We start from the raw sequence: 24,571 nt of genomic DNA, 5'->3' as shown, positions 1-24,571 counted from the left end.
AACTGCTCCGGTCGCAGACGCCTCGCGGTTGGATGCCGGTCATTGGCCTGGTCGGGATATAGGTTTGCCGTTTATTATAACCAGAGAAGGGCCGGGTTGCAAGCACATTTGAGGTTTGACAATATTCCCTGTACTCTGCTAGGATTATTACTAATTTAAAGTATTTGTGTCCGGCACAGCAGCCCGGCATATCTTATAAAAGCGGACGGAAGAGGTGCGGAAGTGGCCAAAATAGTGGTAATTAACGGTACGCCATCCCTGGTATCCCGAATCAATGCGGTGATCGAATATGCGGAGGGGGATCTGCGGGAACGCGGGTATGAAGTGGAACGGATTAATGTAGCGGAGCTTCCGGCGGAGGATCTGATTCATACCAGGTTCGAGAGCGAAGCCATCGTCAAAGCGAATGGTCTGGTGGCTGAAGCGGATGCGGTGATCATCGTCAGTCCGGTGTACAAAGCTTCCTATACGGGAGTGCTGAAGACCTTCCTGGATCTGGTTCCGCAAAAAGGGCTGGCCGGCAAAATCGTGCTGCCGCTCTTCATGGGCGGTAGTCTGGCCCATCTGCTCGCGATCGACTATGCGCTGAAGCCGGTGCTGTCTGTGCTGGGCGCCCGGCATATTCTTGGCGGAGTCTACGCGGTAGACTCACAGGCTGTGCGCAACGACCAGGGTGTCGTTGAGCTGGCCGAGGAGCTGAAGCTGCGGCTGAACAGCGTGCTGGAAGAGCTGGCGGATGAGACAGCGCATAAGGCGGCACGTAAGTCGGGAGAGTAGGCGTAAGATATTACCTCCTGAGGAACATAAAAGGGCGCTAAACCACCGGAATGCGGTAGTTTAGTGCCCTTTTTGCTGGGTGTAAGCCCGGCTTTTACCGTGATTTATGCCCTTTGAAAGCTTAGCGCAGGCTCCCAAAGTATAACCTTATCTCCGGCAAGGCTTGCCGGGATATCTATAATCCGCTGGTTGCTGCTTCCCCGGTAGGGGAGAGTAGTGTCTTTGAGTTCCTCTACAAATCGTCCGTCAATGACCACCTGGCACAGGGCCAGCAGCTTCCATTCCGGCGAACCGGGGGAAGCGGTCAGCTCCTCGTACGTATAACCGGTATAGATCCAGACCGGGAAGCCCGGCAGCTCGGCGCGGAGCTCATGGATGAAGTCAGCCGCTCCCTCTGCCGAGAAAAAAGGGTCCCCGCCTGCCAGCGTCAAGCCGTCCAGCAGCGGATTGTCTGCTATCTCGGTGATAATCTCGCGCCTGCGCTCCGGAGTGAAGACCTCTCCATAATTGAAGTTCCAGGTCTTAGGGTTGAAGCATCCGGGGCAGCGGTGGCGGCATCCGCTGAAGAAGAGGACCGCCCGCAATCCCTCTCCTTCATTGATCGACTCCGGATAATATCCGCAGATGTTCATAGATGCTTAACGCGGTCCCGTACTTCGGCTTGCTTGGCGGCATTGAAGCGGGTCTGATAGTCGCCGGTCAGATATCCGGTTACCCGGCGCAGCCGGCGGATATGCGTTGTATCTTCATGAGCGCCGCAGGATGGGCAATTCGTGCCGATTACACCTTCGTGGCCGCAGCCGGAGCAGCGGTCAATCGGGTGGTTGATGCTGAAATAGCTGATGTCCTGCTCCAGCGCGTATTTGATGATTTTGACGAAAGCTGCAGGGTTGCTGCGGGCATTGCCGTTCAGCTCTACATAAGAGATTGCTCCGGCGTTGCAATATTCATGGAATGGAGCTTCCAGGCTGATCTTCTTGGCTGCGCTCAGGTCGTAATAGACCGGAATGTGGAATGAATTCGTATAGTATTCACGGTCCGTTACACCCGGAATGGAACCGAGAACCTTGCGGTCTATCTTGGTGAATTTGCCGGAGAGACCTTCGGCAGGCGTAGCGAATAGAGTAATGTTCAGATCCAGCTCCTCGCTCTTGCGGTCGCAGTATTCACGCATGTGGCGGACAATGGCCACTGCCTTGGCATGGACCTCCATATCTTCGCCATGGTGTTTGCCGTACATAGCCTTCATGCACTCGGCCATACCGATGAAACCAAGGGACAGGCTGCCGTGCTTCAGCAGTTCACCTACGCTGTCTTCCGGTGCAAGCTGTTCGCCGCCTTCCCAGACGCCTTCACGCATCATGAAATCGGAGGCTTTGGCTTTCTGGGAAGCCTGAATGCGGAACCGGTGCAACAGGCCGTCCAGCGCAACATCCATATAATGATTAAGATCTTCGAAGAAGCCTTCCTCATCAGCGGCAAGGCGGCGGCCGGTTACTGTGCCGTAAGCCAGACCAAGACGTACAAGGTTAAGCGTATTGAATGAAAGGTTGCCTTTGCCCGAGCAGTGATTGCGCCCGAAGCGGTCGCCCAGAACACGTGTCCGGCAGCCCATCGTAGCAAATTCAGTATCCGGATCGGTTGGATCGTAGTACTGCATATTCAGCGGAGCATCCAGATTGGCGAAGTTCGGATACAGCCGGCGTGCAGAGCACTCTGCCGCTTTCAGGAACAGCTCATAGTTAGGATCACCAGGCTGCTGGTTGACACCCTGTTTGCACTTGAAGATCTGAATCGGGAACACCGGTGTTTCTCCGCTGCCAAGTCCGTTCATAGTAGCAGTTAAGAGGGAGCTAATCACGAGCTGGCCCTCCGGAGAGGTGCAGGTTCCGTAGTTGATGCTGGTAAAAGGAATCTGGCCGCCGGAGCGGCTGGACATGGTATTCAGGTTATGTACCATGCTCTCCGCAGCCTGAAGGGTTTCAATTTCTGTCTCTTTCAGGGCGAAACGGAAGGCACGCGGATACTTCTCTTCCAGATCGCTGCGGGTCATAGTGACCTCGCCGAGCGCTTCGCCGGCTGTACCTTCCTCGAAGTATTCCATTCCTTTGCGGAACAGCTTAGCGAAGGATTTAGTGACATAAGGCGCCAGATCGTAATCCAGCTTGTTGGCGGATACGCCGCCGTACTGGGCATTCTGCTGGGACTGGAAAATAATCGCCACCAGCGACATAGCCGTCATAATCGAATTCGGAGGGCGGACGCTGCCGTTGCCGGTATTGAAGCCTTCGCGGAGAAGACGTTCAAACGGGATGAAGATGCAGTTAGTTGTTCCAATGGCATATTGATCCAGGTCGTGTACATATACAACATTATCTTCAATAGCCTGCACGAGCTGTGGCGGCATCGTGAAATTGCGGGCGTACCACTTGGAATATTCACTGCCGAATTTGCTCATCTTGCCGGAGAAGCTCTCCCCGTTCAAGTTGGCGTTCTCGCGCAGCAGATCCAAATCCCGGCTGTCGATAATATCCCGTCCCAAATGAATAACTTCTTCCAAAAGAACTTCCTGTGCAGCTTGTCCTTCGTTATATCGTTTCTCCAGCAGCGTCATTGTATAGCTCTCTCCTCTCGGTATCGTAAGCGTGAAGCGTGTGCTCCATGACATCAGTAAAAAGGCATCTCCAGCCGGGAGGCGGGAAATGCCCGAATGCGTATTGCAAATATCCGAAACAGCGGACATTTGCCGGTGGTCTATGTGGAAAATACGAACGGGCACAGGGCTTGTCCTGTTCTGGAACCTGTTCTTGTACCTTCCGCAGAAGCCGATACCTGAGGACGATACTCTATCGTCCTCAGGTATCGGCAGCCTCTGGCCCGATTAACGGAAAGGCTAACTCTGCTCGTGCAGGCCGCATGCGGGCACCTCGCCTGTTCCTCGCAGGAGTCTAACCGGTGCCACAGAAACAGGCAGGTCTCCTGGCTTCCGGCATGCCCTCCGGCGCCTTCCCGAGGGGCCTCGCAGCCCCTTAGTGGCTTGTTGTCGGAGGATGCTGCTCCAGCGGCGTCTGGCAGCTGGAACATCCGGTTACAGTGGCGGGACCGCAGCGGATTTGCACCGTGTTTCCCTATTAAGCTTCAACCCTAGCAAGAGGGCGAAACACCTGTTTCTACTATATTTTGTTGTTGTTAAATAAAAGTAACTCAATATATTGTGTTTGTAAACATTTTTTTGCGAATCCGCGCGGGGAGCGGGTTCCGCAGGTTTACTCACAGATGATCCACAGTTAGTCCACAGGTAATCCACAACTTTCCTGTGGATATGGCCTTAAATGAGTCATAAATTGTCCCAAAAGATGCCACAAAGACTCCATAAATAGAGTGCGTCTAATCCTAGTAGTTTTACTGGGGAGATAGTAATAGAGAGGGGGGGCTATGGGTATTTGTGGGAGCGGCGCTGAAGGGTTACAATTAAGGAGTAAGGACAGAGCAGACTCATCAAACTTGCAGGAGGGATTTCATAATGGCGATTGGCGAAGTGACCGTTATTCCGATTGGCACTGGCAGTACCAGTCTCAGCAGCTATGTGGCCGATATGCAGCGTGTGCTGCAGACCGTGGAGGGGATTACCTATGAGCTTACTTCGATGGGGACTATTATTGAAGGACCGGTTGCACGGATTCTTGCTGCGGTAGAAGCGCTGCATGAGTCGCCGTTTACGTCAGGAGCACAGCGGGTTTCCACCTCGCTTAAGATTGATGACCGTCGTGACAAGCCTTCTACGAGCCGCAGCAAGCTGGAATCCGTGGAACGCAAGCTGCAAGGAGAGTAAAGAGTACCTGTAGTTGTAATCAGATTCAACCTATAAGGAGCGGATCTTTCATGGCAAAAGCCTCACAGCAGATCGGGATTCAAATGTACACACTGCGTGACCAGACGGAGCGCGATTTCCTGGGTACACTGGGCAAAGTTGCGGAGATGGGATATCAGGCGGTAGAATTCGCCGGTTATTTCGGCGTGTCTGCAGGAGAACTGCGCCGTACATTGGACCGGTTGGGTCTTGCTGCGCCTTCGGCGCATGTGGGCCTGGATTTCAGCAGTCTGGATAACATGGAACGGGCGTTAGCCAAAGAAATTGAATATGCGAAGGAACTTGGATTACAATATATGATCACCCCTTCGGCACCGCTTCCGCAGAACCCCTCAATGGAGGATGTGACGGCGGTGATTCCCTTCCTGGGGAAGGCCTCCGCGATGGTCCGTGCAGCAGGCCTGCAGTACGGGTATCACAACCATGATTATGAATTTGCGGAGGTAGACGGCAAAGCAGTCATCGATATATGGCTGGAACAGATTCCTGCGGAGCATATGTTTGCAGAGTTCGATCTGGGCTGGGTACACAGGGGCGGAGCACGTCCTATTGACTATGTCGCCCGTTATGCCGGCCGTGTTCCGCTGGTTCACATTAAGGATTTCGGGGCAAATAATGAAGAGACTGACCTCGGGAAAGGGCAGGTTGATTTCCGGAGCGTCTTCGACAAGGCAGAGGAGAGCGGGATTCTGTACTATATAGTAGAGCAAGAGGCTTATGCCGTGTCCTCGTTGGAAAGTGCTAAGGAGGCACTGGAATATTTCCGCGGGCTGGGGCTAATGCAGGACTAGGCAGCGCGAATGATCAAAAAGGGTTGCGTTTTCTGCTGAAAGAGTTATAATATTTTTTGTTTGGCAGGCAGACTATCCTTTAAGCTGGTGTAGCTCAGGGGTAGAGCAACGCACTCGTAATGCGTAGGCCGGGGGTTCAATTCCCTTCACCAGCATCTTTTGAATTCATATGCAGCGCGGCCTCCGGGGATTTCGGAGGCCGCGCTTTTTTCTGTACCACCATAAACCTCTACCATTCTTCTACCATATTCGAGTGAAGTAACGGAATTCACTTTTGGTAGCCGTCAAGTCTTATTTCCTAATCTGCTTAGCGGTTTAAGCCGGATGCCCCATTGGGCGCACGATCAATTCATTTACATCCACTTCCGCAGGCTGCTCAAGGGCATAGGCAATGGCGCGGGCAATACCGGAAGAGGGCAAAGCATTGGCCCGGAAGGATTTCATCATCTCGAGGGCTGACTCATCAGTGATGGTATCAGCCAGTTCGGATTCGGTTACGCCTGGAGAAATAACCGTCGTACGGATTGTTGCTCCCAACTCCTGACGCAGGCCCTCTGTAATCGCCCGGACCGCGAACTTGGTGGCACAATAAACCGATGATTTCGGAAAGACAGTATATGCGCCAACGGAGGCAACATTGATGATATGGCCGGAATTCTGTTCCTTCATTACGGGAATAGCAGCTCCGATCCCGTGCAGTACACCGCGAATATTGACATCAATCATACGGTTCCACTCCTCGATCTTTAATGCATCAAGTGGCGATAACGGCATCACACCTGCGTTATTTACAAGGGCATCAAGGCGTCCGAATTGATGAACTGTAAATTGGACGATTGATTTCATTTGCTCAAAATCCGTTACGTCGAGGGAATGGTATTCAGCAATCCCGCCCGCGTTTCTGATCTCCTCCGCCAGCTTTTCTAGCCTGTCCGTCCGTCTTGCACCGAGCACCACCTGTGCTCCACGCTTAGCGAGCCATTTGGCGGTCGCTTCTCCAATGCCGCTACTGGCACCGGTAATAAGCACTACTTTATCTTTTAATGTCGACATGCCACACCGCTCCTTTTATGAATGAAATACGCTTAGGTGTTACATGTTCATTATGCTGCCGACTTCAAAGCTTGCGGTAGCCGGATACTGTGAAGAGATTGCCTAATCCTCCAAAATGCAATAAAGTAAATTGTAATAGTCGCAGAATGGAGGAATACGCTTGACTGAATTGACCGAACGAATCGAACGTATTGCCGTACAAGATGGGACCATCGTTACCGCCTATCCTGCTCTTTCTTTTATTCGTTCTTCCGACATATCCGCGCCAGTGCCTGCGGTATACAAGCCATCCCTGTGTGTGATTGCTCAAGGTGCCAAGCGGGTAATGCTGGGGCCGGAAAGCTATTGTTATAATCACGGAAGCTATCTGGCCGCTTCCGTGCACCTGCCAATTACCGGACAAGTCATTGAAGCCTCTCCAGAGACCCCGTACTTGTCCCTTCAGCTACAGTTCGATATGGATCAGATTTTGGATGTGATTCAACAATCCAATGTCACAGAAAACACAGGACAAGAACCTCCCCGCGCTTTGGTTATCAGCCGGATGAGCGATCCGCTTCATGAGGCTGTCATGCATCTAATCCGTTTGCTGGATACGCCGGATGATCTACCGGTGCTGGCTCCTTATGCAGTGCGCGAGATTCTTTACCGTATGCTGCAGACTGAGCAAGGGGACTCTATACGGCAGTTCGCTCTCTTGGGCAGCCGTGCCCATCAAATTGCCCACGTGATTGAAGGGATGAATCTCCACTATGCGGAACCCATGCGGGTGGAGAAGCTCGCGCAAGCAGCCGGAATGAGCAAATCATCTTTTTTTGCCTGTTTCAAAGAAGTGACGGCAATGACCCCCCTCCAGTATCAGAAACGCCTGCGGCTGACAGAAGCTCGGAAAATTCTCCTGGCGACAACGAGCGATGCGACAAGTGTCGCTTATCAGGTTGGCTATGAGAGCGCCACGCAGTTCAATCGTGAGTATGCCCGCTTGTTCGGCCAGCCGCCTATTCGGGATGTACATCGGTTCCGGGAAACGATATAGTTGCATCACACAAAAACACCGCCAATTCTCCTGAGAATGCGGTGTTTTTGTTATTCCTGTTATGTGGAAACTTGGTTTACTCCCGATACAAGACCATGCCTCCGTGATAGAGCACCGAATCGCGAAAATCACCATCGGCGGTGAAGCCGGTATCATCTACATATTCAATATGATCACCTGTAATAGAATAACTTCCTTGATAAGCGCTTTTTCTGCTTCCGCGTGCTTCAGCATAGCGGCCGTTAGGCAGCAATTCATGCCTTATATAACCATCTGCGGTTACCCACATTCCAATATAAGGATGGAAGGGGTTAATGCTATCTTCCATTATATTCATCCTTTCTTTCTTTATTTAGTTCTGCATGTTTATTATCCTCCTTCAATACAATGGGGGGTAGCCTGATTCATTGAGATTGTTGCCTAATCCTCCATTTAAGAGATTGAGAACATTATGACCAATTTAACCTCTTTTGTGGTGAAACGGGTTTGCCATATCTGTCGTGCGTGCTTTACAGGCGCTTTTTATATCAGAATTATTCGGTCAACAGCACGGCCTTACCGGAATATCTGCGTTCCAGCAGCGCCTCGGATACCTCCGCTATCTTCTCCCATGACGCTTCCACTTCAATGCGGGGGGTTAATTGGCCTGTTGAGAGGAGGCCGGCCAGCAGTTTGAGATCGTCGGCTACGGAGTAACGGCTAACTTCTTCTCCAAGAAAGAAGCTGTACAAGGTTCTGCCGCCTAAGCCTCTGACATCAAGTGTGGAGTAAGGAGAGGCTGAATGTCCCATCGAGACTAGGGTCCCTCCCGGTTCCAGCTGAGGCATCAAAGCAGCCAGTGTATCACCGCCCACCGAATCCACGATTAGATGATAAGGCCCGTAAGGAATTGCCTGAGATATCGCAGCTTCTCCAACCACAACCTCATTAGCGCCGGCTTCCCGGGCAACCTGGGCTTTTTCCTTTGTTCTTGCTACACCTACTGTAAATGCCCCGGACTGTGCGGCTAACTGATGAGCCATGATTCCCACGCCTCCAGTGGAGCCGGTGATCAATATTTTCTTGCCGAGCAGCATTCCGCCCTTTCTAAGGGTGTAAAGTGCGGACAGGCCTGCTACAGGCAAAGTGGCGGCTTGGGCGAAGGTTATGTTATCCGGTATCTCTGCCAGGAACGAAGCAGGTGCAGCCACCCGCTCTGCCCATGCCCCCATCGGGAGAAGCCCGGTGACACGGCTTCCTTCTCTGGGTCCGGTGCCATTCCGGGCTTGCTGGACAACAGTTCCGGCAAAATCCCAGCCCGGCCGGAATCCCTCAGCCTCCTTCCTTGCATCAACAACTTCACCCCGGTTAAGGGAGAAAGCATGCACTCTAACGATTGCCTCCCCGGGCTGGGCCTCCGGTGCGGCGACTTCCTTGACGGTCAAATATCCATTAGCCGGTGAGTCTGTAACAATTGCACGATTCATAGGATCTCCTCCATAAATATAATTAGAAGCGTAATGGAAATTGCGCCCTGTTTTCATAGTGGAGTATACTGTAGGAATTGGCTTGTACCAAGAGTAGAACTACACCTCAATATGGTAAAGGCGGTGAGCCTGATGACTATACGTAAGGATAGGGACGTTCAGGATGAGACGTTGAAGGGGGTAATCGCTGAAATTGAGAATCTTCGCGTAACACGTCAACTGGATTATGCTAATCAACCCCATCCGTTGTTGAAACGGTTTACTCAGCAGGAGCTTAACGATATGGCTTGCCCTACGTATAAAAACCTATTAATGGGACGCTCACACCGCATGCCGGATCGCCGGATGATTATCTGTATTGCTGAATATCTGGAGTGTACAGCCGTTGAACGGAATGCTCTGCTGCTGGCTGCCGGTTATCTCCCGGTCTATCCGGCTCTTGAAGGAGCAGCTATGGAGCAGGCGCTGGAAGAAGTGAGGCAGATCCTGAGCAGCCTGCCGCTGCCGGCAATGATTGTGAACCACATGTTAAATATCAAGGCGGTGAATGAACGGTTTAGCCGGTTATTTGAGTTGCCTGCACATCAAGCTTTCTATAAAGACTTGAATATGGCAGATCTTCACTTCAATGCGGATTATCCTGTGCGCTCCCGCTCGACCTTCAATGCCGCATCCTTTGAATTATGGGAATCTCATGCAGTGGAGGGTATACATGCTTATCAAAAAATACACACCGGCTCCAGACAGGAGCCATGGTATACGCATAGCCTCGAAAGACTCCGGCAATACAGTGATTTCAATAAGTACTGGAATAAGCGGCCTGATAACACAGGTACCGAGCCTGGTCAGCACAAAATGATCTTAGCCAGAATGGGTGCCTCAGATAAGTTGGTTCCTATCCGGTACAAGCAAATTCATATTTCCGCGGGCCATCATCTATATCCAAGAATTGAGGCCTACTTACCGGTCGATGAAGCTGCTCATACAGTTTTTGAACAACTGGAAAGCTGAGTGTAAACTGGACAATATGTGTTTTCTGGAATGGAGGCAAGCCTTGTATGAAGTGTCTGACGATTCGCCAGCCTTGGGCCACCTTAATTGCGCTGGGTGAAAAACAGATTGAGACCCGTTCCTGGCCGACGTCTTACCGGGGGGATTTAGCCATCCATGCCGGTATGCAGGTAGATAAGGCCATATGCAAGACGGAGCCGTATCAATCAGTGCTTGCCCGGCACGGCTACACCGCGGATAATCTGCCCTCCGGAGTAATCCTTGCGACCAGCCGGCTGGCCGGTTGCTGTGGGGTTACGCCTCAGCAGGCGCAGCAGAGCTGGCCGGGCGGGAATGAATATGTGTTCGGCGATTATGCAGAAGGCCGGTATGCCTGGAAGCTGGAGGGGGTAGTTGCGCTGGCTCATCCTATAGCTGCCAAGGGGCGCTTAGGTTTCTGGGAATATCCCGTTCTTGAGCAGGAGTGGTGAATCCGTTTGTGGCCAAATAAATAAAAATTTCATGCAGATCAGCTGTCAGCGGGTATGATAGGGATAATCAGCGGGTAATCTTCTTATATATATGGAAAGCGGACTCTGCGGCGGTATGCTGCAGGAGCCAGGGCAGAATTGCCGGGAAGGAGCGTATGCATAAGAGATGGGCAGCCTTCTTATCGCATGGCTTTGTATGCTTTGTTTGTTTATTGTGTTTAAGGATCAGGTAAGCCGGAAGATCCTGTATCCCGTAGCGGCTGTGGTTATCTGCGGCACGCTTGGGTATTGGACGATTTTAATGTAATCTTTATCTGGGTATCAGCTTATTTTCAGGTAAGGGATGTATATTGGGGTTACCAAACATCCCCCGGTGTAATATGGTACCCTGAGGTCTTGCCGATCATGGCGGGCCTCTTTTTTATGAGGGGAGAAACGCTGAGAATTAACATCGCCAGAATGCTGTTCATCTCAAGGCGGTTGAATCCGGAGTGCCAAGACCCAGATATCTGCGCATGCGGATAGTAGACTGGGCGGTAATGACATCATCCAGCAGCAGCATCCGTTCATGATAACCCCTGCAGACAAATTTGGCTTCAATGCCAACTTCCAGCTGCTGCTGTGCATAGACCTTCAGACCACGGGCTCTCATCTCGGTGCGGACATTCCGCAGATCGGCTATGGCTGCACCCGCCGCTGTCCGGACAACCTCCAGGTAAGGAGCGGGTGTACGCAGCTCTGCAGATAGGATGGAAGCATCGCGTTCAAAGGCGGATAAAATGAGCGGCAGCAAGATATACGATTTCACCAGCATATTGTCCTGGCTCTCTGCTCTGTGCATCAATCTCACCCCCTCTAATGAGAACATATATTCGTAATTTAACCCGAAGTTCAAAAAAAATCAATGGTATTTAAAAAAGAAGGCTATTAATGTGACATAATTCACAATAAAATAGGAAAAATTATTTTATATTAAAATTGAAATAATAAAGATTAAAAATAAATCAGTTTAAAAGGAGAATGGCAATGAGTCATGAAGGAAATCTCCGCCGCGGTTTATTATTCGGGTTATTCCTTAGCGTTCCGCTCTGGGTGTCAATGATTGGCTGGATTCAGCTGCTCTAAAAATGGATTCCTGCGTGTGCAGATTTTCAGCCCTCTACGCAAACTCCCTAGAAATGTCGATTAAAGACTGCTGCCAGGGTTTGCTTAGGCGCCAGTTTTTGTGAAAATATATGAATATCATAGGGCCTTTACTATAAAAGAGCTCTCCGGTATGAACGGAAAACGGGCGGTATCCTTAAAGGGGATGGCGCCCGTTTCTTCGCGTTTACCATGGTGAGGTTGCTTTAGCGGAGATGAGTTGGGGGAAGGGAGAAGGAATAGGACTAAAATACTAAATTTTAATATTTAAAATTGTAAGAAATAGCTCTGTGAAAAGGGAAAAATACTGCGGCGAATTAGCGGAATTATCGACCTTTTTCGTCAGGAAGTTATATTCTCATCTTGTATAAATCCTTATAGATAAAGGTTTTTTTAATCTTTTTTCTTTAAAAAAATAGCTGTGAAATGAATTGGAAATATATTGACAATATGCCAGTCGGCATCTAAACTGGAGTTAGTTCTAAAGTAACAAATATCACAGATTTCACTTGGGTATTACATAAGCTTTTCCAATTTCATATCAATCATGTACAAACGCAAACCGTTTCGAAAGAGCGGGACGCAAAGTCAGGAATCTGATGCCCCTTAAGTCCGGGCTATGGTCGTCCGGCCGCCGTGAAGCTAACCCTTCGTGGCGGTCTTTTTTTTGTTATAGTTTTGCGGCGATTTCATAGAATAGTTGAATAGGAGGTGTAGATTATTGAGAAAAAAAATGCGAAAAGCGGCCGCCTTTATTCTGGCGGGCGTACTGACCGTAAGTAGCGCCTTCACTTGGGGGACGGAGGTAAGGGCAACATCTGGTGTGCCTTACAATCCAACGCCGGTCTTGGGGATTGCCGGGAATTTTAATGCTTTTATCTTTGACGATTTCACGCAAGGCAATGATCAAATTGAAGGCCGTCTTGCAGCGGGGGGGAATATTACTCTCTCTGGAGGTTACGGGGTAGCCAGGGCCTACAGGAATTCTTCAGCCACCGACGTACTCGTTGCCGGCAAGAAGTTTAAACATTCGGGCAGCGGAGAAATCTACGGAAACGTTGTGTATGGGGACACCATTGAAGCCAATGAGCCTAGTGTGAACATTATAGGCGCGAAGAAGCAGGGAAGCCCGATTGATTTCCCGGCTGAGAAGCAGTATCTGATCTCGCGTTCTGCAGCATACGGGGCATTGTCCGCTACGAAAGAAGTTGGTAATAATTATGGAACACTTACAATAAGTGCGCCGGATCTTTTCAACGTAGTTCATCTGGATGCGGCAACGCTGGCGAATACAAACAATATTCAATTCAACATTGCCCAGAATGCCACGTTAATTATTAACATAAGTGGAGCTACGGTCAATGTACCAAGCTTCGCAATGAATAACGGTAGAGCAAGTCAAGTGTTGTTCAATTTCTACGAAGCGACCAAGGTGAATATTGCGTATACGACCTTCTTGGGAACGATACTGGCGCCTAAGGCGGATGTTAATTATTCCGGTGCAGAGCTTTACGGAACGCTAATTGCCAAGTCTTTTAGCGGCGGAGTAGAAATGCACCTTGGAACATACGAGGGAGATGGACCGCCGCCAAGTCCGACACCGACCGCAACACCAACACCCAGCCCATCGCCAACACCAACCGCAACACCAAGCCCGACACCAACAGTGAAACCGACCGCAACGCCAACGCCGACGGTGAAACCAACTCCAACACCGACACCAACACCGACAGCAACGGTAAAACCGACACCGACGGTAAAACCAACCGCAACACCAACACCGACAGCAACGGTGAAACCGACACCGACGGTAAAACCAACGCCAACACCTAAGTGTACTCCGACGCCAACACCGACAGTGAAGCCGACACCAACACCAACGGTAAAGCCGACGCCGACAGTGAAGCCGACGCCGACACCAACGGTAAAGCCGACGCCGACAGTGAAGCCGACGCCGACACCAACGGTAAAGCCGACGCCGACAGTGAAGCCAACGCCGACACCTAAGTGCACTCCGACGCCAACACCGACAGTGAAGCCAACACCGACAGTGAAGCCAACACCGACAGTGAAACCAACGCCGACAGTGAAACCAACGCCGACAGTGAAGCCGACGCCGACAGTGAAGCCGACGCCGACAGTGAAACCAACGCCGACAGTGAAGCCAACACCAACAGTGAAACCAACACCGACAGTGACACCAACGCCAACGGCAGCACCGACACCAACGCCGACGGCAGCACCAACACCAACGCCAACGGCAGCACCAACACCAACACCAACAGCGACACCAACGCCAACGGCAGCACCAACACCAACGCCAACAGCGGCACCGACACCAACGCCAACGGCAGCACCGACACCAACGCCGACGGCAGCACCAACACCAACGCCAACGGCAGCACCAACACCAACACCAACAGCGGCACCGACACCAACGCCAACGGCAGCACCAACACCAACGCCAACGGCAGATCCAACACCGACACCAACGGCAGTGCCAACACCAACGCCAACGGCAGCACCAACACCAACACCGACACCAACGGCAGCACCAACACCGACACCAACGGCAGCACCGACACCAACGCCAACGGCAGCACCGACACCAACACCAACGGTAGCGCCGACCCCAACACCGACGGCAGCACCGACATCAACACCAACGCCGACAGCAGCGCCAACACCAACGCCGACAGCAGCACCGACACCGACGCCAACGGCAGCACCGACACCAACACCAACGGTAGAGCCAACACCAACGCCGACGGCTGCACCGACACCAACGCCAACAGCGGCACCGACACCGACACCAACGCCAGAGCCAACACCAACACCAACGGCAGATCCAACACCAACACCAACAGCAGCACCGACACCAACACCAACGCCGACGGCGGCACCAACACCGACACCAACACCAACGGTAGCACCAACACCAACGCCGACGGCGGCACCAACACCGACACCAACAGCAGCACCAACGCCAACGCCAACGGTAGCACCAACGCCAACGCCAACGGTAGCACCGACACCAACACCAACGGCAGCGCCAACACCAACGCCAACGCCAACGGCAGCACCGACACCAACGCCAACGGCTGCACCGACACCAACGCCAACGGCAGCACCGACACCAACGCCAACAGCGGCACCAACACCAACGCCAACGCCAACGCCAACGGCAGCACCAACACCAACGCCAACGGCAACACCGACACCGACGCCAACAGTAGCACCAACACCAACGGTAGAGCCAACACCAACGCCAACAGTAGCACCGACACCGACGCCAACGGCAGATCCAACACCGACACCAACAGCAGCACCGACACCAACGCCAGAGCCGACACCAACACCAACAGTAGCACCGACACCGACGCCAACGGCAGATCCAACACCGACACCAACAGCAGCACCGACACCAACGCCAGAGCCGACACCAACACCAACAGCAGATCCAACACCAACACCGACAGCAGTACCAACACCAACGGTAGAGCCGACACCAACGCCAACGGCAGCACCGACACCAACACCAACAGCAGATCCAACATCAACACCGACAGTAGCACCGACACCGACGCCAACGGCAGATCCAACACCGACACCAACGGCAGCACCAACACCAACGCCAACGGCAGAGCCAACACCAACGCCAACGGCAGAGCCAACACCGACACCAACGGCAGAGCCAACACCAACACCAACAGTAGATCCAACATCAACACCGACAGTAGCACCGACACCGACGCCAACGGCAGATCCAACACCGACACCAACGGCAGCACCAACACCAACGCCAACGGCAGAGCCAACACCAACGCCAACGGCAGCACCGACACCGACACCAACGGCAGAGCCAACACCAACACCAACAGTAGAGCCAACACCAACGCCAACACCAGCACCGACACCGACACCAACGGCAGAGCCAACACCGACACCAACACCAACGGCAGAGCCAACACCGACACCAACACCAACGCCAGAGCCGACACCAACACCAACACCAACGGCAACACCAACACCAACACCAACACCAACACCAACACCAACACCAACAACAACAACAGAGCCAACACCGACACCGACACCGACACCAACACCAACACCAACAGTAGAGCCAACACCGACACCGACACCAACGGCAACACCAGCACCGACATTACCACCGGCACCAGTGCCATCGTCTGCACCGCCCGTCTTTATTAATGTAGTGCCAACGCCAACTCCAATAATCGGCTATATTGTAAATCCGGATACCATAATCAGTGATGATCCGCTGCCTTTGGGCCCTGTGGCAACAGCAACACCTCGGCCGGTAGTGGTGACACCAAGTCCAACCCTAACGCCAAGCCCAAGCGCAACACCAAGTCCAACGCCGATTGTGACAATCATTGATGAAGAGATTCCGTTAGGCAATGTACCTGCGGATGCCGCGCTTCCGAAGACTGGTGAGTCCAGTCCGGCTCCTTATTACTTAGTCGGTCTAGCCCTTGCAGGATTGGGAATATTCCTCGGCAGAAGATCCAGAACAGATAAACGTAAATAAATGCAATCCGTAAGATCCTTTCCGAAAGGCTGGCGATATCACCGCTAAATCGGGAAAAGGCTGCTTTGGGAGAAGACGTTCTCCTGAAAGCAGTCTTTTTTATGTGGGATATACATTTGTTATTATGTTTCCTCGTAAAAGAAAATGTGCTAAGGAGAAAGAGGTGCGTCTTTACGATCATGGGCCCTCGTGTTTATATTAAAATTTGCAATATTTAAATTAGTTCTTTATACATGGTTCCAAAATATTCTTGTAGGTGCCATCGAGGGCGATGAGAGGATCGGGATTTAGGTGAAAAAGCTATAGATTCTTTAAAAAAACCTTTTGTAACAGTGCTTTGGAATGAATCAGCAGATATAATCTATTACCAGATGTTTCAAAGGATTTCATTGACAATCAGCCCTGATAGCGGATAAACTAAAAATAGTTCCAAAGTAACGAATGTCATAGACATTAGTATAAAAGTTTGATTTAGTACATAATTTCACAACCTAATCTTCCACTGACGTATAAACGCAAACCGTTCGAAAGGACGGGACGCAAAGTCCAGGAGTCTAAAGCGCGATGGAGCGCAATGATCGTCCGACTGCCGTAAAGAGAGCAATCCTCTTTCCGGCGGTCTTTTTTTGTTATATAAATGTGGCCTATATCTATATTAACTGTGAGGTGAGCTGTATGTTCCAATTAAAAAAATTCAAACGTCTTACGGTGTTCGGACTTATAGCAGTTCTGATTGTGGGAAGCGGCGGAATTATTTCACTGGGGAGCACCTCAGTTAAAGCCGAGGGCAACTCTTTGCCGGGCAATACATCCAAGTATAATGTGTTCATCTTGGGAGATGTTGATGTTAAACATAGTGATATTGAAGGTAGATTAGCTGCCGGCGGAAACGTGAATTTAAATGTTAATTATTCTGTGGGACATAGTCTTACTAGTGAGGAAACGAAGGAAGCCTACTCTCTCATCGCCGGTGGTAATCTGTATTATTCCCAGGGAGAAACCGTGGGTGATGTAGTCTACGGGGGAGTTATAGCGGCAGCGGCGGCCCGCGCGGGGGGACAGGAAGCTTACAACAACAAATAAATGTTGTGGACTTTGCAGCCCAGTTCAGTTTGCTCCGAGAGAAATCTCAACAGCTTGCTTCTCAGCCTGTTAATGGGGTTACCACTGCCAACTCCGGTAATTTCTTTTTGGAAGGTACAAATTCGGGTGTTAACATATTTACTGTAGACGGCAGCAAGCTGTCTAGTGCAAATGAGTTGAGAATTAAGATTCCTGATGGCTCAACAGCTATAGTTAATATCTCCGGTACTACAGTAACTATGAAGAATATGGGGACTGGAATTAATGGTAACGGAAATAAGGATAACGCTATGAACAGTAAAGTTTTATATAACTTCAGTCAAGCGACCAGTCTTCAAATCGAAGGTATCGGAGTTCTGGGATCTGTGCTGGCTCCATATGCCTCTATTCAATTTAATAATGGTCAAATCAACGGGAATCTGATCGGAGCTTCGCTCTCAGGATCGGGGGAATCGCACCATATTCCTTATAAGGGGCAAGATCCTCCGACGCCAACAGCAACGCCGGCAGTGACACCGACGCCAACAGCAACGCCAGCAGCGACGCCGACGCCAACAGCAACGCCAGCAGCGACGCCGACGCCAACGGCAACGCCAGCAGCGACGCCAACGCCAACAGCAACACCGGCAGCGACGCCAACGCCAACGGCAACGCCGACGCCAACGGCAACGCCAGCAGCGACGCCGACGCCAACGGCAACGCCGACACCGACGGCAACGCCGACAACAGCGCCAACGGCAACACCGACACCGACGGCAACGCCGACAACAGCGCCAACGGCAACACCGGCAGCGACGCCAACAGCAACACCGACAACGGCAACACCGACAACGGCAACACCGACAGTGGCACCAACGGCAACACCGGCAGCGACGCCAACAGCAACACCGACAACGGCAACACCGACAGTGGCACCAACGGCAACACCGACAGTGGCACCAACGGCAACGCCGACAACAGCGCCAACGCCGACACCAACGGCAACGCCAACAACAGCGCCGACGGCAACACCGACAGCGGTACCAACGGCAACACCGACAGCGACACCAACAACAGCGCCAACGGCAACACCAACAACAGCGGCACCAACAACAGTGCCGACCGCTTTACCGACAACAGCACCTACAGCGGCACCAACAGCAACCAGCACGAGCGTCTTTGTCCCAAGCTTCGTATTTCCGACATCAACCGCTCCGACAGTGATTGGGACTATTGTGACTGATACTGACACGACTATTATTGATGACCCGGTTCCTCTCGGGCCGGCAGCATCACCGGTTGTGACGGTGCTGACAACAACAGCGCTACAGCCAGCTGTGGAGGTTCCTGCACCTGGACCTTCACCTGTAGCAGGACCGGCACCTGAAGAAATCATTATCGATGACGAGATTCCTCTGGGCAGTGTGACTGCAGAGCAAACCCTGCCGCAGACGGGTGAATCAAGTCCTGCGCCGTACTATATTACGGGTGTTGCTCTTGCCGGTCTGGGCCTGCTTCTTAGAAGAACTGCCAGAGTGAACAAGCGCAAATGATTATGATTAAGCCGCTGTGTTTGGATGAGGGCTGCTGCCGGAGAGATTCTCCGGGAAGCAGTCTTTTTGTATACGGGGAGCGCATTCAATTCGTAGCTCACTACTTACACACACCAGGCAGCGCAGACTGACGGCAGTGTTTTTAGTTGGACGGATACCATGCTATACTATGCTCAAATTATTTATCTAAAAAAGCTGAGAATACTCCACCCTCGATAGGGTGGGGATGAATCAGCAGTTTTCGATTTCAAGACGAACATATGTGCTATAATATGAATGAGATCACTAAAAGGAGGTGTTGCACATGCTCGTGTCTGCGCAGGAGGTTTCTTCGAAACCCCTGGTTCATCAAGCCTATAAATATCGGATCTACCCCAATACAGAGCAAAAGCAACTCATTCGTCGAATGTTTGGCTGCTGCCGTTTTGTGTTCAATTACTTCTTGGAAGCTTGGAATCAAAGGTATGTGGAAACGGGAAAAGGCTTGTCTTATCACGCTTGTGCAACACAACTCCCCGGTTTAAAAGCACAATACGACTGGCTGAAAGAAGTCGATAGCATCGCTTTGCAGTCGGCTGCTCGTCATGTGGCGGATAGCTTTGATCGTTTTTTCAAGAAGCAAAATCAAGCGCCACGCTTCAAGAGCCGAAAGCATCCGATTCAAAGTTACACGACCAAATTCACCAACGGGAATATCGCCATGGAGGGCAGTCGCTTGAAGCTCCCAAAACTCGGCTGGATACGTTTTGCAAACTCCCGGAAGCTGGAAGGCCGGATATTGTCCGCTACCGTTCGTAAAAACGCCAGCGGGAAATTTTTCGTTTCGCTCGTTTGCGAAGTTCAAAAGAACCCTCTGCCCCAAGTGGATACACCTATTGGCATCGACTTAGGCTTGAAAGAATATGCAGTATGCTCAAACGGGGAACATATCGCCAATCCTCGCTTTTACCGTCAATACGAGAACAAGCTGGCGCTTTGGCAGCGGCGGATGGCTGGGCGTACTCCGGGCGGCTCCAACTGGAAGAAAGCAAGGCAGCATATCGCTCGTATTCACGAACGCATTGCCAATAAACGAAATGACTTCCTCCACAAGCTGACCACGAGACTGATTCGTGAAAACCAAACGATTAGTATCGAACATCTGCGTGTGGCGAATATGATTCAGAACCCCAAGCTTTCAAAATCCATTGCTGATGCGTCTTGGGGCGAGTGGGTGCGACAGCTGACGTATAAAGCGAAATGGTATGGACGAAATCTTCGGATCGCCGACACGTTTGAGCCGACCAGTCAGCGTTGCCATGTGTGTGGCACGATCCACCCCGAGGTGAAGAACCTGTCCGTTCGGGAATGGACATGTACGGCCTGCGGGACGATCCATGACCGTGACGAAAACGCCGCTCACAATATTGAACAAGTAGCGGTTTAACCGCCACCTAACCAAACGATAGAATTCAACATTTCACTTGCGTCAAAAATGTAAAACTGCGGGAACGCAGGGATCGCTTGCTCCATAAGAAGAGGGTACTCTTCTGTTCGCAAGAATCCGCCACTTCAAGCGTTAGCTAAGTGGGGGAGAATTCAAAAGCAAGAATACACATTTCCTCAAAGGGATGGTTGCTTACTGAAAGGGTGAACGTTATGTGGGGTATATACCTGCTAGTAGTGCTGGTTGTAATCACGGGGATTTTGGCTTATGCCGGATTTTACTTTTATGGAGTGGCTATTAAGCGGGCGCCCAAGGAATTCCTGGGCAAGACGCCGGATCTGAAGGTGGACCCGCCGGTAGCCGGAGCTTCGTGGGGGGAAGGGGCGGAATGGGTGGCACGGCAGAACTTCCGGGAAGTGGAGCTGGTCTCGGAAGATGGACTGAAGCTGCAAGGCTACTATCTGGCTTCAGAGCGTGCTGCGGGCCGTACCGTAATTATCGCCCACGGTTATTCCGGCAAGGCTAAGGACATGGGGGCAACCGCCAAAAACTATTATGACAACCTGGGATATAATGTGCTGCTGCCCGACGCCAGAGGTCACGGGAAGAGCGAAGGGGACTATATTGGCTTCGGTTGGCCGGAGCGCCGTGATTATCTGCAGTGGATCGGATTTATTCTGCAGGAGACCGGGCCGGAGGCGCAAATTGTGCTGCATGGCGTATCTATGGGCGGATCGACAGTGTTAATGACCGCCGGTGAACAGCTTCCTCCGCAGGTCAAAGCCGTTGTCGCTGATTGCGGCTACACCTCAGTCAAAGCGCAGCTGACTTACCAGCTGTGGCGGATGTATCATCTGCCGGGCTTTCCCTTTGTGCAGATAGCCAGCCTGGTAACGCGGATGAAGGCCGGCTATTATTTCGGTGAAGCGTCAGCGCTGAATCAGGTGCGTAAAGCCCGGGTGCCGATTCTGTTTATCCATGGAGATGCGGATAAGTTTGTGCCTTTTGCGATGATGGATGAGCTGTATGATGCCTGCAAGAGTCCGAAGGAGAAGCTGGTGGTGCATGGAGCGGGGCATGGTCTTGCCTATGATACGGATAAAAGGGAGTATATCCGCACAGTAGGCGACTTCGTGGAACGTTATGTACACAGCCCGGCAGCGGCTGATTGGGTCTAAAAAAAGTCCCCGGAACGTAGACGCGCCCGATATCCGCAAACAGCGGGTATCGGGCGCTTATTATGTTCCACACATGGGGCCTTTCCCTGTGTCAGGGAAGCAGCCAGCCATGTCTTATCGGTATATGAATCCCCCGCCGTTTGTGAGCGAAACGGGTGTCGTTGTTCCTTGTTATTTCCAGCAGCCGTGTGGCGAGAGAAATCCTTCCAATACGACAAAAGCCCTACCTCTCTTTTGTCCTTGCGGCTCCGTGGCCGCGCCAGTGCGAATCGGAATGCTATGTTCGAATTTAATCTCATAAAAAGGAAAAGTACTGCAAGAAAACGTAAGATTTTGTGTCCAAACTGCCGATAATAAAGACAAGTAATTCACCGGCCTGACATCTTCTTGATGGGGATAATCATACACGAAAACAAATATTATATTATTATAACATGCGATATATAGAAATGCAAGCGGATATTGGGCTGAGGCCGGGACGGATGATGGGACAGATGAGATTATACAGAAGATTTTTGAAAAATCAGATCCGGAATTATATATTCGGCTCAGCAGTAGCGGTGCTGGCGGTAGGGAGTTTGATCCTGCTCTCCTCTCTGGAGATTAGCAGCATCGAATACTTCAGGCTCTTGCTTGTGCTCGCCTTGTCATTCGTGATTATGGCGGTCATGGAGATCGGGGTTTTTATCAATCAGATCAGACCGGTACGCACTGCGCTGTATGAAGATAACCTTACTTTGTCTATGCTGGAAGAGGCGTATCTGCATACACATCAATTGCCGAAACGCGCGGTTCAGCGGATTATGGGGCCTCACCTTCTGGGCTTGTCCCTCCCGGCTGTCCTGATGACATTCTGGATGATCTACAACGGCTGGATTACTATTCCTTATTTTTATCTGATTCTGGCTATGTGCGGCGCTGTTCTTGTGGCGTGTATGCATGCGCTGATTGAATTTTTTCTGACCTGTACGGCCATTATTCCGCTGATCAAAGAATTCAGGAACCGGGCGCTGGAGCAGTATGGCGTCGACTTTTCCCTGGAAGGACATGTATTTGTACCTATCCGTCCCAAATTTCTGGTGAGCTGCATGCTGATCGGCACCTTTCCGCTGTTCCTGTTTATCATGGCTACCCATATTCGTCTGAATGGTCATGAGAGTCCTGTAGTTGTGGTGGGGCTTCAAAGTTACTGGGCCTGGGCGAGTATGGTGCTGCTGATCGGCACGCTCTTCTCCTCTATTGCGGCATGGCTGCTGACCAATAGTGTGCAGCACCCTATTAATGAGCTGTATCAGGCAATGAATCATGTGAAAGACGGCAATATGATTCAGGTGCAGGATGAGTACTCCGATGAATTCTCTAAGCTGGTAGCGGGGTTTAATATGATGGTCCGGGGGCTGCAGGCCCGGGAGCAACAGAGCCGGCAGCTGCTGGGCAGCTACTTCACTACACTGGCTGTGGCACTGGATGCCCGTGATCCTTACACGGCAGGGCATTCCCTGCGTGTCGCGGAATACTCTGTCATTATCGGCCAGCTGGCCGGACTTACCGGGCAGCAGCTGGACGATCTGCGCAAGACGGCCCTGCTGCATGATATTGGCAAAATTGGGGTGAGGGACAGCATCCTGTTCAAGGAAGAAGCCCTTACCGATGAGGAGTTTGACCAGATCAAGAGCCATTCGGTGCTTGGAGAGAATATTCTGCGGCAGATTGAACCGGTAGAAAAGATGGCACCCTATCTGGGCGGCGTCCGTTCCCATCATGAACGTTATGACGGTAAAGGATATCCGGATGGCCTTGCCGGTACGGATATTCCTTTACATGGCCGGATTATCGCTGTGGCGGATGCCTATGATGCCATGACCTCTAACCGCCCGTACCGCAAAGGGATGGATCACGACCGGGCGCTGGCTATTCTGGAGCAGGGAAGGGGCACTCAATGGGACCCGGAATTCGCCGGCTTGTTTCTGTCTTACTTTGGACGGAAGCCGGAACCTCTTCAAACAGGCTATCCCGTCAAAACAGGATAAGGATGCAGCGTTCTTCCGGTTATCCTTATATTTCTTGCAGAAGCGGATGCCATCCAGTTTGTGGAGGGTTCCGCTTCTGCTTTGCGTGCCTATTTTGTGAACTGCCATTGAAATGCGACAATTAACGACTACATTCATTGAAGGATTGCGGGCGGACCGTTATAATTATTAAGTCTGGATTTTAATTAAAAAATAAGGGAGATTTCTATGAAACGCGCAGATGTGCTGCTGATTTCTATCGTTTTGATTGCTGCGCTTGCTTTTCTGGTGCCGAGATGGCTGTCAAATGATGCTGATAAAGGTGGGCCGGGCAAGGAACTTACGGCCAATATAACGGTAGACGGCAAGCTGTTCAAAACAGTAACGCTTACCAAAGAAGAGCAAACCATTGATATCCGTACAGATCGGGGCTATAACATTTTGAAGGTGCATGATTACGGGATTGAGATGTACGATGCGGATTGTCCCGATCAGGTATGTCTCGGCTTTGGATTTATCACGCTGCCCAAGCAGACCATAGTATGCCTTCCGCACCGGGTATTAGTTGAAATTGCAAGCGGGTCGGGGGAGGATGAAGTAGATGCCTATGTCCAGTAGTGAATCGGCTACAGCGCTGAAGCGGACGGTCATTATTGCGATTTTCGCGGCCGTTGCCGTAGTGCTGAGTATTGTCGAGGCTCAGATTCCGCTTGCGGGAATGGGGCTGATGCCCGGAGCCAAGCTGGGTTTCGCCAATATTATGATTTTGACCTGTATTTACTTTTTGCGTGGACGAGATGTATTCGTGCTGGTCATTCTGAAGACGCTGCTGACCGCATTTCTGCTCGGCACACTGTCCAGTCTGCTCTTCAGCCTGTTCGGCTCGTTGTTCAGCTTTGTGGTCATGTTCGCGCTGGTTAAGCTGGGGGGCAAGAAGTTCAGTGTAATCGGAATCAGCATTGCCGGCGGACTAGCCCATAATACCGGACAACTGCTGGCGGCAGCGATTGTATTCAAATCAATGAGTATTTTATACTACTTGCCGGTTCTGCTGATTATGGGAATCGTGACAGGGATTGCTGTCGGCTTCGCCGTGCGGTATGTCGTAGACTCGCTATCCAAGATATCCTTGTTTGAAGAGTTCCTGAACGGACCGGGTCACTAGCTGCG

General features: G+C 51.4%; 20 protein-coding genes, 1 tRNA gene, 1 pseudogene and 3 riboswitches. Of the genes and pseudogenes, 16 read left to right on the top strand and 6 right to left on the bottom strand.

Going from position 1 to position 24,571, the window contains the following annotated elements; genetic code table 11:
- Positions 1 to 222 precede the first annotated feature (222 nt).
- Positions 223 to 777 carry an NADPH-dependent FMN reductase gene (gene ssuE / locus NYE33_RS01670; RefSeq protein ID WP_341064539.1) on the top strand — a complete coding sequence of 185 codons (555 nt, stop codon included), beginning with the start codon at positions 223 to 225 and terminating at the stop codon, positions 775 to 777.
- Positions 778 to 881: 104 nt separating this feature from the next.
- On the opposite strand, the gene nrdG is transcribed toward ssuE, so the two are convergent.
- Positions 882 to 1,409 (bottom strand): anaerobic ribonucleoside-triphosphate reductase activating protein, encoded by a 528-nt coding sequence (gene nrdG, locus NYE33_RS01665; protein ID WP_341064537.1) that lies wholly within the window; start codon positions 1,407 to 1,409, stop codon positions 882 to 884.
- Complete coding sequence (locus NYE33_RS01660; RefSeq protein ID WP_336103479.1) at positions 1,406 to 3,391, bottom strand: anaerobic ribonucleoside triphosphate reductase; 1,986 nt, start codon at positions 3,389 to 3,391, stop codon at positions 1,406 to 1,408. Before NYE33_RS01660 ends, nrdG begins: the two co-directional genes overlap by 4 nt.
- A 96-nt stretch (positions 3,392 to 3,487) precedes the next feature.
- On the opposite strand from NYE33_RS01660, the gene NYE33_RS01655 reads away from it, so the two are divergent.
- The 4 genes from NYE33_RS01655 (at position 3,488) to NYE33_RS01640 (ending at position 5,594) form a co-directional block, all read left to right on the top strand.
- Complete coding sequence (locus tag NYE33_RS01655) at positions 3,488 to 3,613, top strand: hypothetical protein (protein ID WP_256704072.1); 126 nt, start codon at positions 3,488 to 3,490, stop codon at positions 3,611 to 3,613.
- Between the two features lie 116 nt (positions 3,614 to 3,729).
- Positions 3,730 to 3,960: riboswitch (cobalamin riboswitch) on the bottom strand.
- A 340-nt stretch (positions 3,961 to 4,300) separates the two neighbouring features.
- Positions 4,301 to 4,609: an MTH1187 family thiamine-binding protein gene (locus NYE33_RS01650; RefSeq protein WP_042133148.1), complete on the top strand. Its 309-nt coding sequence runs from the start codon at positions 4,301 to 4,303 to the stop codon at positions 4,607 to 4,609.
- Positions 4,610 to 4,659: 50 nt separating this feature from the next.
- Positions 4,660 to 5,439, top strand: a complete 780-nt coding sequence (locus tag NYE33_RS01645; protein ID WP_341064535.1) for a sugar phosphate isomerase/epimerase family protein — start codon at positions 4,660 to 4,662, stop codon at positions 5,437 to 5,439.
- 83 nt (positions 5,440 to 5,522) lie between these two features.
- Positions 5,523 to 5,594 (top strand) — tRNA-Thr (locus tag NYE33_RS01640).
- 160 nt (positions 5,595 to 5,754) lie between these two features.
- Here NYE33_RS01640 and NYE33_RS01635 read toward each other — a convergent pair.
- On the bottom strand, positions 5,755 to 6,492 hold the full coding sequence (locus NYE33_RS01635; protein ID WP_042133152.1) for an SDR family oxidoreductase: 738 nt from the start codon (positions 6,490 to 6,492) through the stop codon (positions 5,755 to 5,757).
- 160 nt (positions 6,493 to 6,652) lie between these two features.
- Between NYE33_RS01635 and NYE33_RS01630 the strand changes: the two genes are divergently transcribed.
- A complete protein-coding gene (locus NYE33_RS01630; RefSeq protein WP_231575271.1) occupies positions 6,653 to 7,528 on the top strand; it encodes an AraC family transcriptional regulator in 876 nt (291 codons plus the stop codon).
- A gap of 76 nt (positions 7,529 to 7,604) precedes the next feature.
- Here NYE33_RS01630 and NYE33_RS01625 read toward each other — a convergent pair whose 3' ends face one another.
- The gene (locus NYE33_RS01625; protein WP_042133155.1) at positions 7,605 to 7,856 is read right to left on the bottom strand and encodes an Atu4866 domain-containing protein; all 252 of its coding nucleotides are present in this window, start codon (positions 7,854 to 7,856) and stop codon (positions 7,605 to 7,607) included.
- Positions 7,857 to 8,061: 205 nt separating this feature from the next.
- Positions 8,062 to 8,994, bottom strand: a complete 933-nt coding sequence (locus tag NYE33_RS01620) for a zinc-binding dehydrogenase (RefSeq protein WP_341064533.1) — start codon at positions 8,992 to 8,994, stop codon at positions 8,062 to 8,064.
- A gap of 33 nt (positions 8,995 to 9,027) precedes the next feature.
- On the opposite strand from NYE33_RS01620, the gene NYE33_RS01615 reads away from it, so the two are divergent.
- Positions 9,028 to 10,005, top strand: coding sequence for an MmyB family transcriptional regulator (locus tag NYE33_RS01615; protein ID WP_341064530.1), 978 nt, complete (start codon positions 9,028 to 9,030; stop codon positions 10,003 to 10,005).
- Between the two features lie 47 nt (positions 10,006 to 10,052).
- Positions 10,053 to 10,475, top strand: a complete 423-nt coding sequence (locus NYE33_RS01610; protein WP_042133160.1) for an ASCH domain-containing protein — start codon at positions 10,053 to 10,055, stop codon at positions 10,473 to 10,475.
- Between the two features lie 466 nt (positions 10,476 to 10,941).
- On the opposite strand, the gene NYE33_RS01605 is transcribed toward NYE33_RS01610, so the two are convergent.
- On the bottom strand, positions 10,942 to 11,316 hold the full coding sequence (locus tag NYE33_RS01605) for a hypothetical protein (RefSeq protein WP_042133162.1): 375 nt from the start codon (positions 11,314 to 11,316) through the stop codon (positions 10,942 to 10,944).
- A gap of 848 nt (positions 11,317 to 12,164) precedes the next feature.
- A riboswitch (cyclic di-GMP riboswitch) is annotated at positions 12,165 to 12,257 on the top strand.
- Between the two features lie 82 nt (positions 12,258 to 12,339).
- Here NYE33_RS01605 and NYE33_RS01600 point away from each other — a divergent pair.
- The 8 genes and pseudogenes from NYE33_RS01600 (at position 12,340) to NYE33_RS01565 (ending at position 24,566) form a co-directional block, all read left to right on the top strand.
- Positions 12,340 to 16,173 (top strand): choice-of-anchor A family protein, encoded by a 3,834-nt coding sequence (locus tag NYE33_RS01600; RefSeq protein WP_341064527.1) that lies wholly within the window; start codon positions 12,340 to 12,342, stop codon positions 16,171 to 16,173.
- Positions 16,174 to 16,677: 504 nt separating this feature from the next.
- Positions 16,678 to 16,767: riboswitch (cyclic di-GMP riboswitch) on the top strand.
- A pseudogene (locus tag NYE33_RS36415) lies at positions 16,738 to 17,672 on the top strand (choice-of-anchor A family protein); the annotation flags it as partial. It overlaps the preceding riboswitch by 30 nt.
- Before the next feature lie 93 nt (positions 17,673 to 17,765).
- Positions 17,766 to 18,788: an LPXTG cell wall anchor domain-containing protein gene (locus tag NYE33_RS01590; RefSeq protein WP_445669799.1), complete on the top strand. Its 1,023-nt coding sequence runs from the start codon at positions 17,766 to 17,768 to the stop codon at positions 18,786 to 18,788.
- 304 nt (positions 18,789 to 19,092) lie between these two features.
- Positions 19,093 to 20,214, top strand: coding sequence for an IS200/IS605 family element RNA-guided endonuclease TnpB (tnpB, locus tag NYE33_RS01585; RefSeq protein WP_341064523.1), 1,122 nt, complete (start codon positions 19,093 to 19,095; stop codon positions 20,212 to 20,214).
- A 212-nt stretch (positions 20,215 to 20,426) separates the two neighbouring features.
- Positions 20,427 to 21,392 (top strand): alpha/beta hydrolase, encoded by a 966-nt coding sequence (locus NYE33_RS01580; protein ID WP_445669798.1) that lies wholly within the window; start codon positions 20,427 to 20,429, stop codon positions 21,390 to 21,392.
- Positions 21,393 to 21,907: 515 nt separating this feature from the next.
- A complete protein-coding gene (locus tag NYE33_RS01575; protein ID WP_305954220.1) occupies positions 21,908 to 23,422 on the top strand; it encodes an HD domain-containing phosphohydrolase in 1,515 nt (504 codons plus the stop codon).
- A gap of 207 nt (positions 23,423 to 23,629) precedes the next feature.
- Positions 23,630 to 24,019, top strand: a complete 390-nt coding sequence (locus NYE33_RS01570; protein ID WP_039309813.1) for a NusG domain II-containing protein — start codon at positions 23,630 to 23,632, stop codon at positions 24,017 to 24,019.
- The gene (locus NYE33_RS01565; RefSeq protein ID WP_042133170.1) at positions 24,003 to 24,566 is read left to right on the top strand and encodes a Gx transporter family protein; all 564 of its coding nucleotides are present in this window, start codon (positions 24,003 to 24,005) and stop codon (positions 24,564 to 24,566) included. Before NYE33_RS01570 ends, NYE33_RS01565 begins: the two co-directional genes overlap by 17 nt.
- Positions 24,567 to 24,571: the final 5 nt, after the last annotated feature.

The organism is Paenibacillus sp. FSL R10-2199 (assembly GCF_038000235.1).
In the GTDB taxonomy this organism is placed as follows: Bacteria; Bacillota; Bacilli; order Paenibacillales; family Paenibacillaceae; genus Paenibacillus_AQ; species Paenibacillus_AQ phytohabitans.
Note: the sequence above shows the minus strand (reverse complement) of the source record. Positions and strands in the feature narration are given on the sequence as shown.

Coding starts and splice junctions, on each gene's coding strand:
- nrdG (WP_341064537.1), bottom strand. CDS start 1,409: ATGAACATCTGCGGATATTATCCGGAGTCGATCAATGAAGGAGAGGGA.
- NYE33_RS01660 (WP_336103479.1), bottom strand. CDS start 3,391: ATGACGCTGCTGGAGAAACGATATAACGAAGGACAAGCTGCACAGGAA.
- NYE33_RS01655 (WP_256704072.1), top strand. CDS start 3,488: ATGCGTATTGCAAATATCCGAAACAGCGGACATTTGCCGGTGGTCTAT.
- NYE33_RS01650 (WP_042133148.1), top strand. CDS start 4,301: ATGGCGATTGGCGAAGTGACCGTTATTCCGATTGGCACTGGCAGTACC.
- NYE33_RS01645 (WP_341064535.1), top strand. CDS start 4,660: ATGGCAAAAGCCTCACAGCAGATCGGGATTCAAATGTACACACTGCGT.
- NYE33_RS01635 (WP_042133152.1), bottom strand. CDS start 6,492: ATGTCGACATTAAAAGATAAAGTAGTGCTTATTACCGGTGCCAGTAGC.
- NYE33_RS01625 (WP_042133155.1), bottom strand. CDS start 7,856: ATGGAAGATAGCATTAACCCCTTCCATCCTTATATTGGAATGTGGGTA.
- NYE33_RS01620 (WP_341064533.1), bottom strand. CDS start 8,994: ATGAATCGTGCAATTGTTACAGACTCACCGGCTAATGGATATTTGACC.
- NYE33_RS01615 (WP_341064530.1), top strand. CDS start 9,028: ATGGAAATTGCGCCCTGTTTTCATAGTGGAGTATACTGTAGGAATTGG.
- NYE33_RS01610 (WP_042133160.1), top strand. CDS start 10,053: ATGAAGTGTCTGACGATTCGCCAGCCTTGGGCCACCTTAATTGCGCTG.
- NYE33_RS01605 (WP_042133162.1), bottom strand. CDS start 11,316: ATGCACAGAGCAGAGAGCCAGGACAATATGCTGGTGAAATCGTATATC.
- tnpB (WP_341064523.1), top strand. CDS start 19,093: ATGCTCGTGTCTGCGCAGGAGGTTTCTTCGAAACCCCTGGTTCATCAA.
- NYE33_RS01580 (WP_445669798.1), top strand. CDS start 20,427: ATGTGGGGTATATACCTGCTAGTAGTGCTGGTTGTAATCACGGGGATT.
- NYE33_RS01570 (WP_039309813.1), top strand. CDS start 23,630: ATGAAACGCGCAGATGTGCTGCTGATTTCTATCGTTTTGATTGCTGCG.
- NYE33_RS01565 (WP_042133170.1), top strand. CDS start 24,003: ATGCCTATGTCCAGTAGTGAATCGGCTACAGCGCTGAAGCGGACGGTC.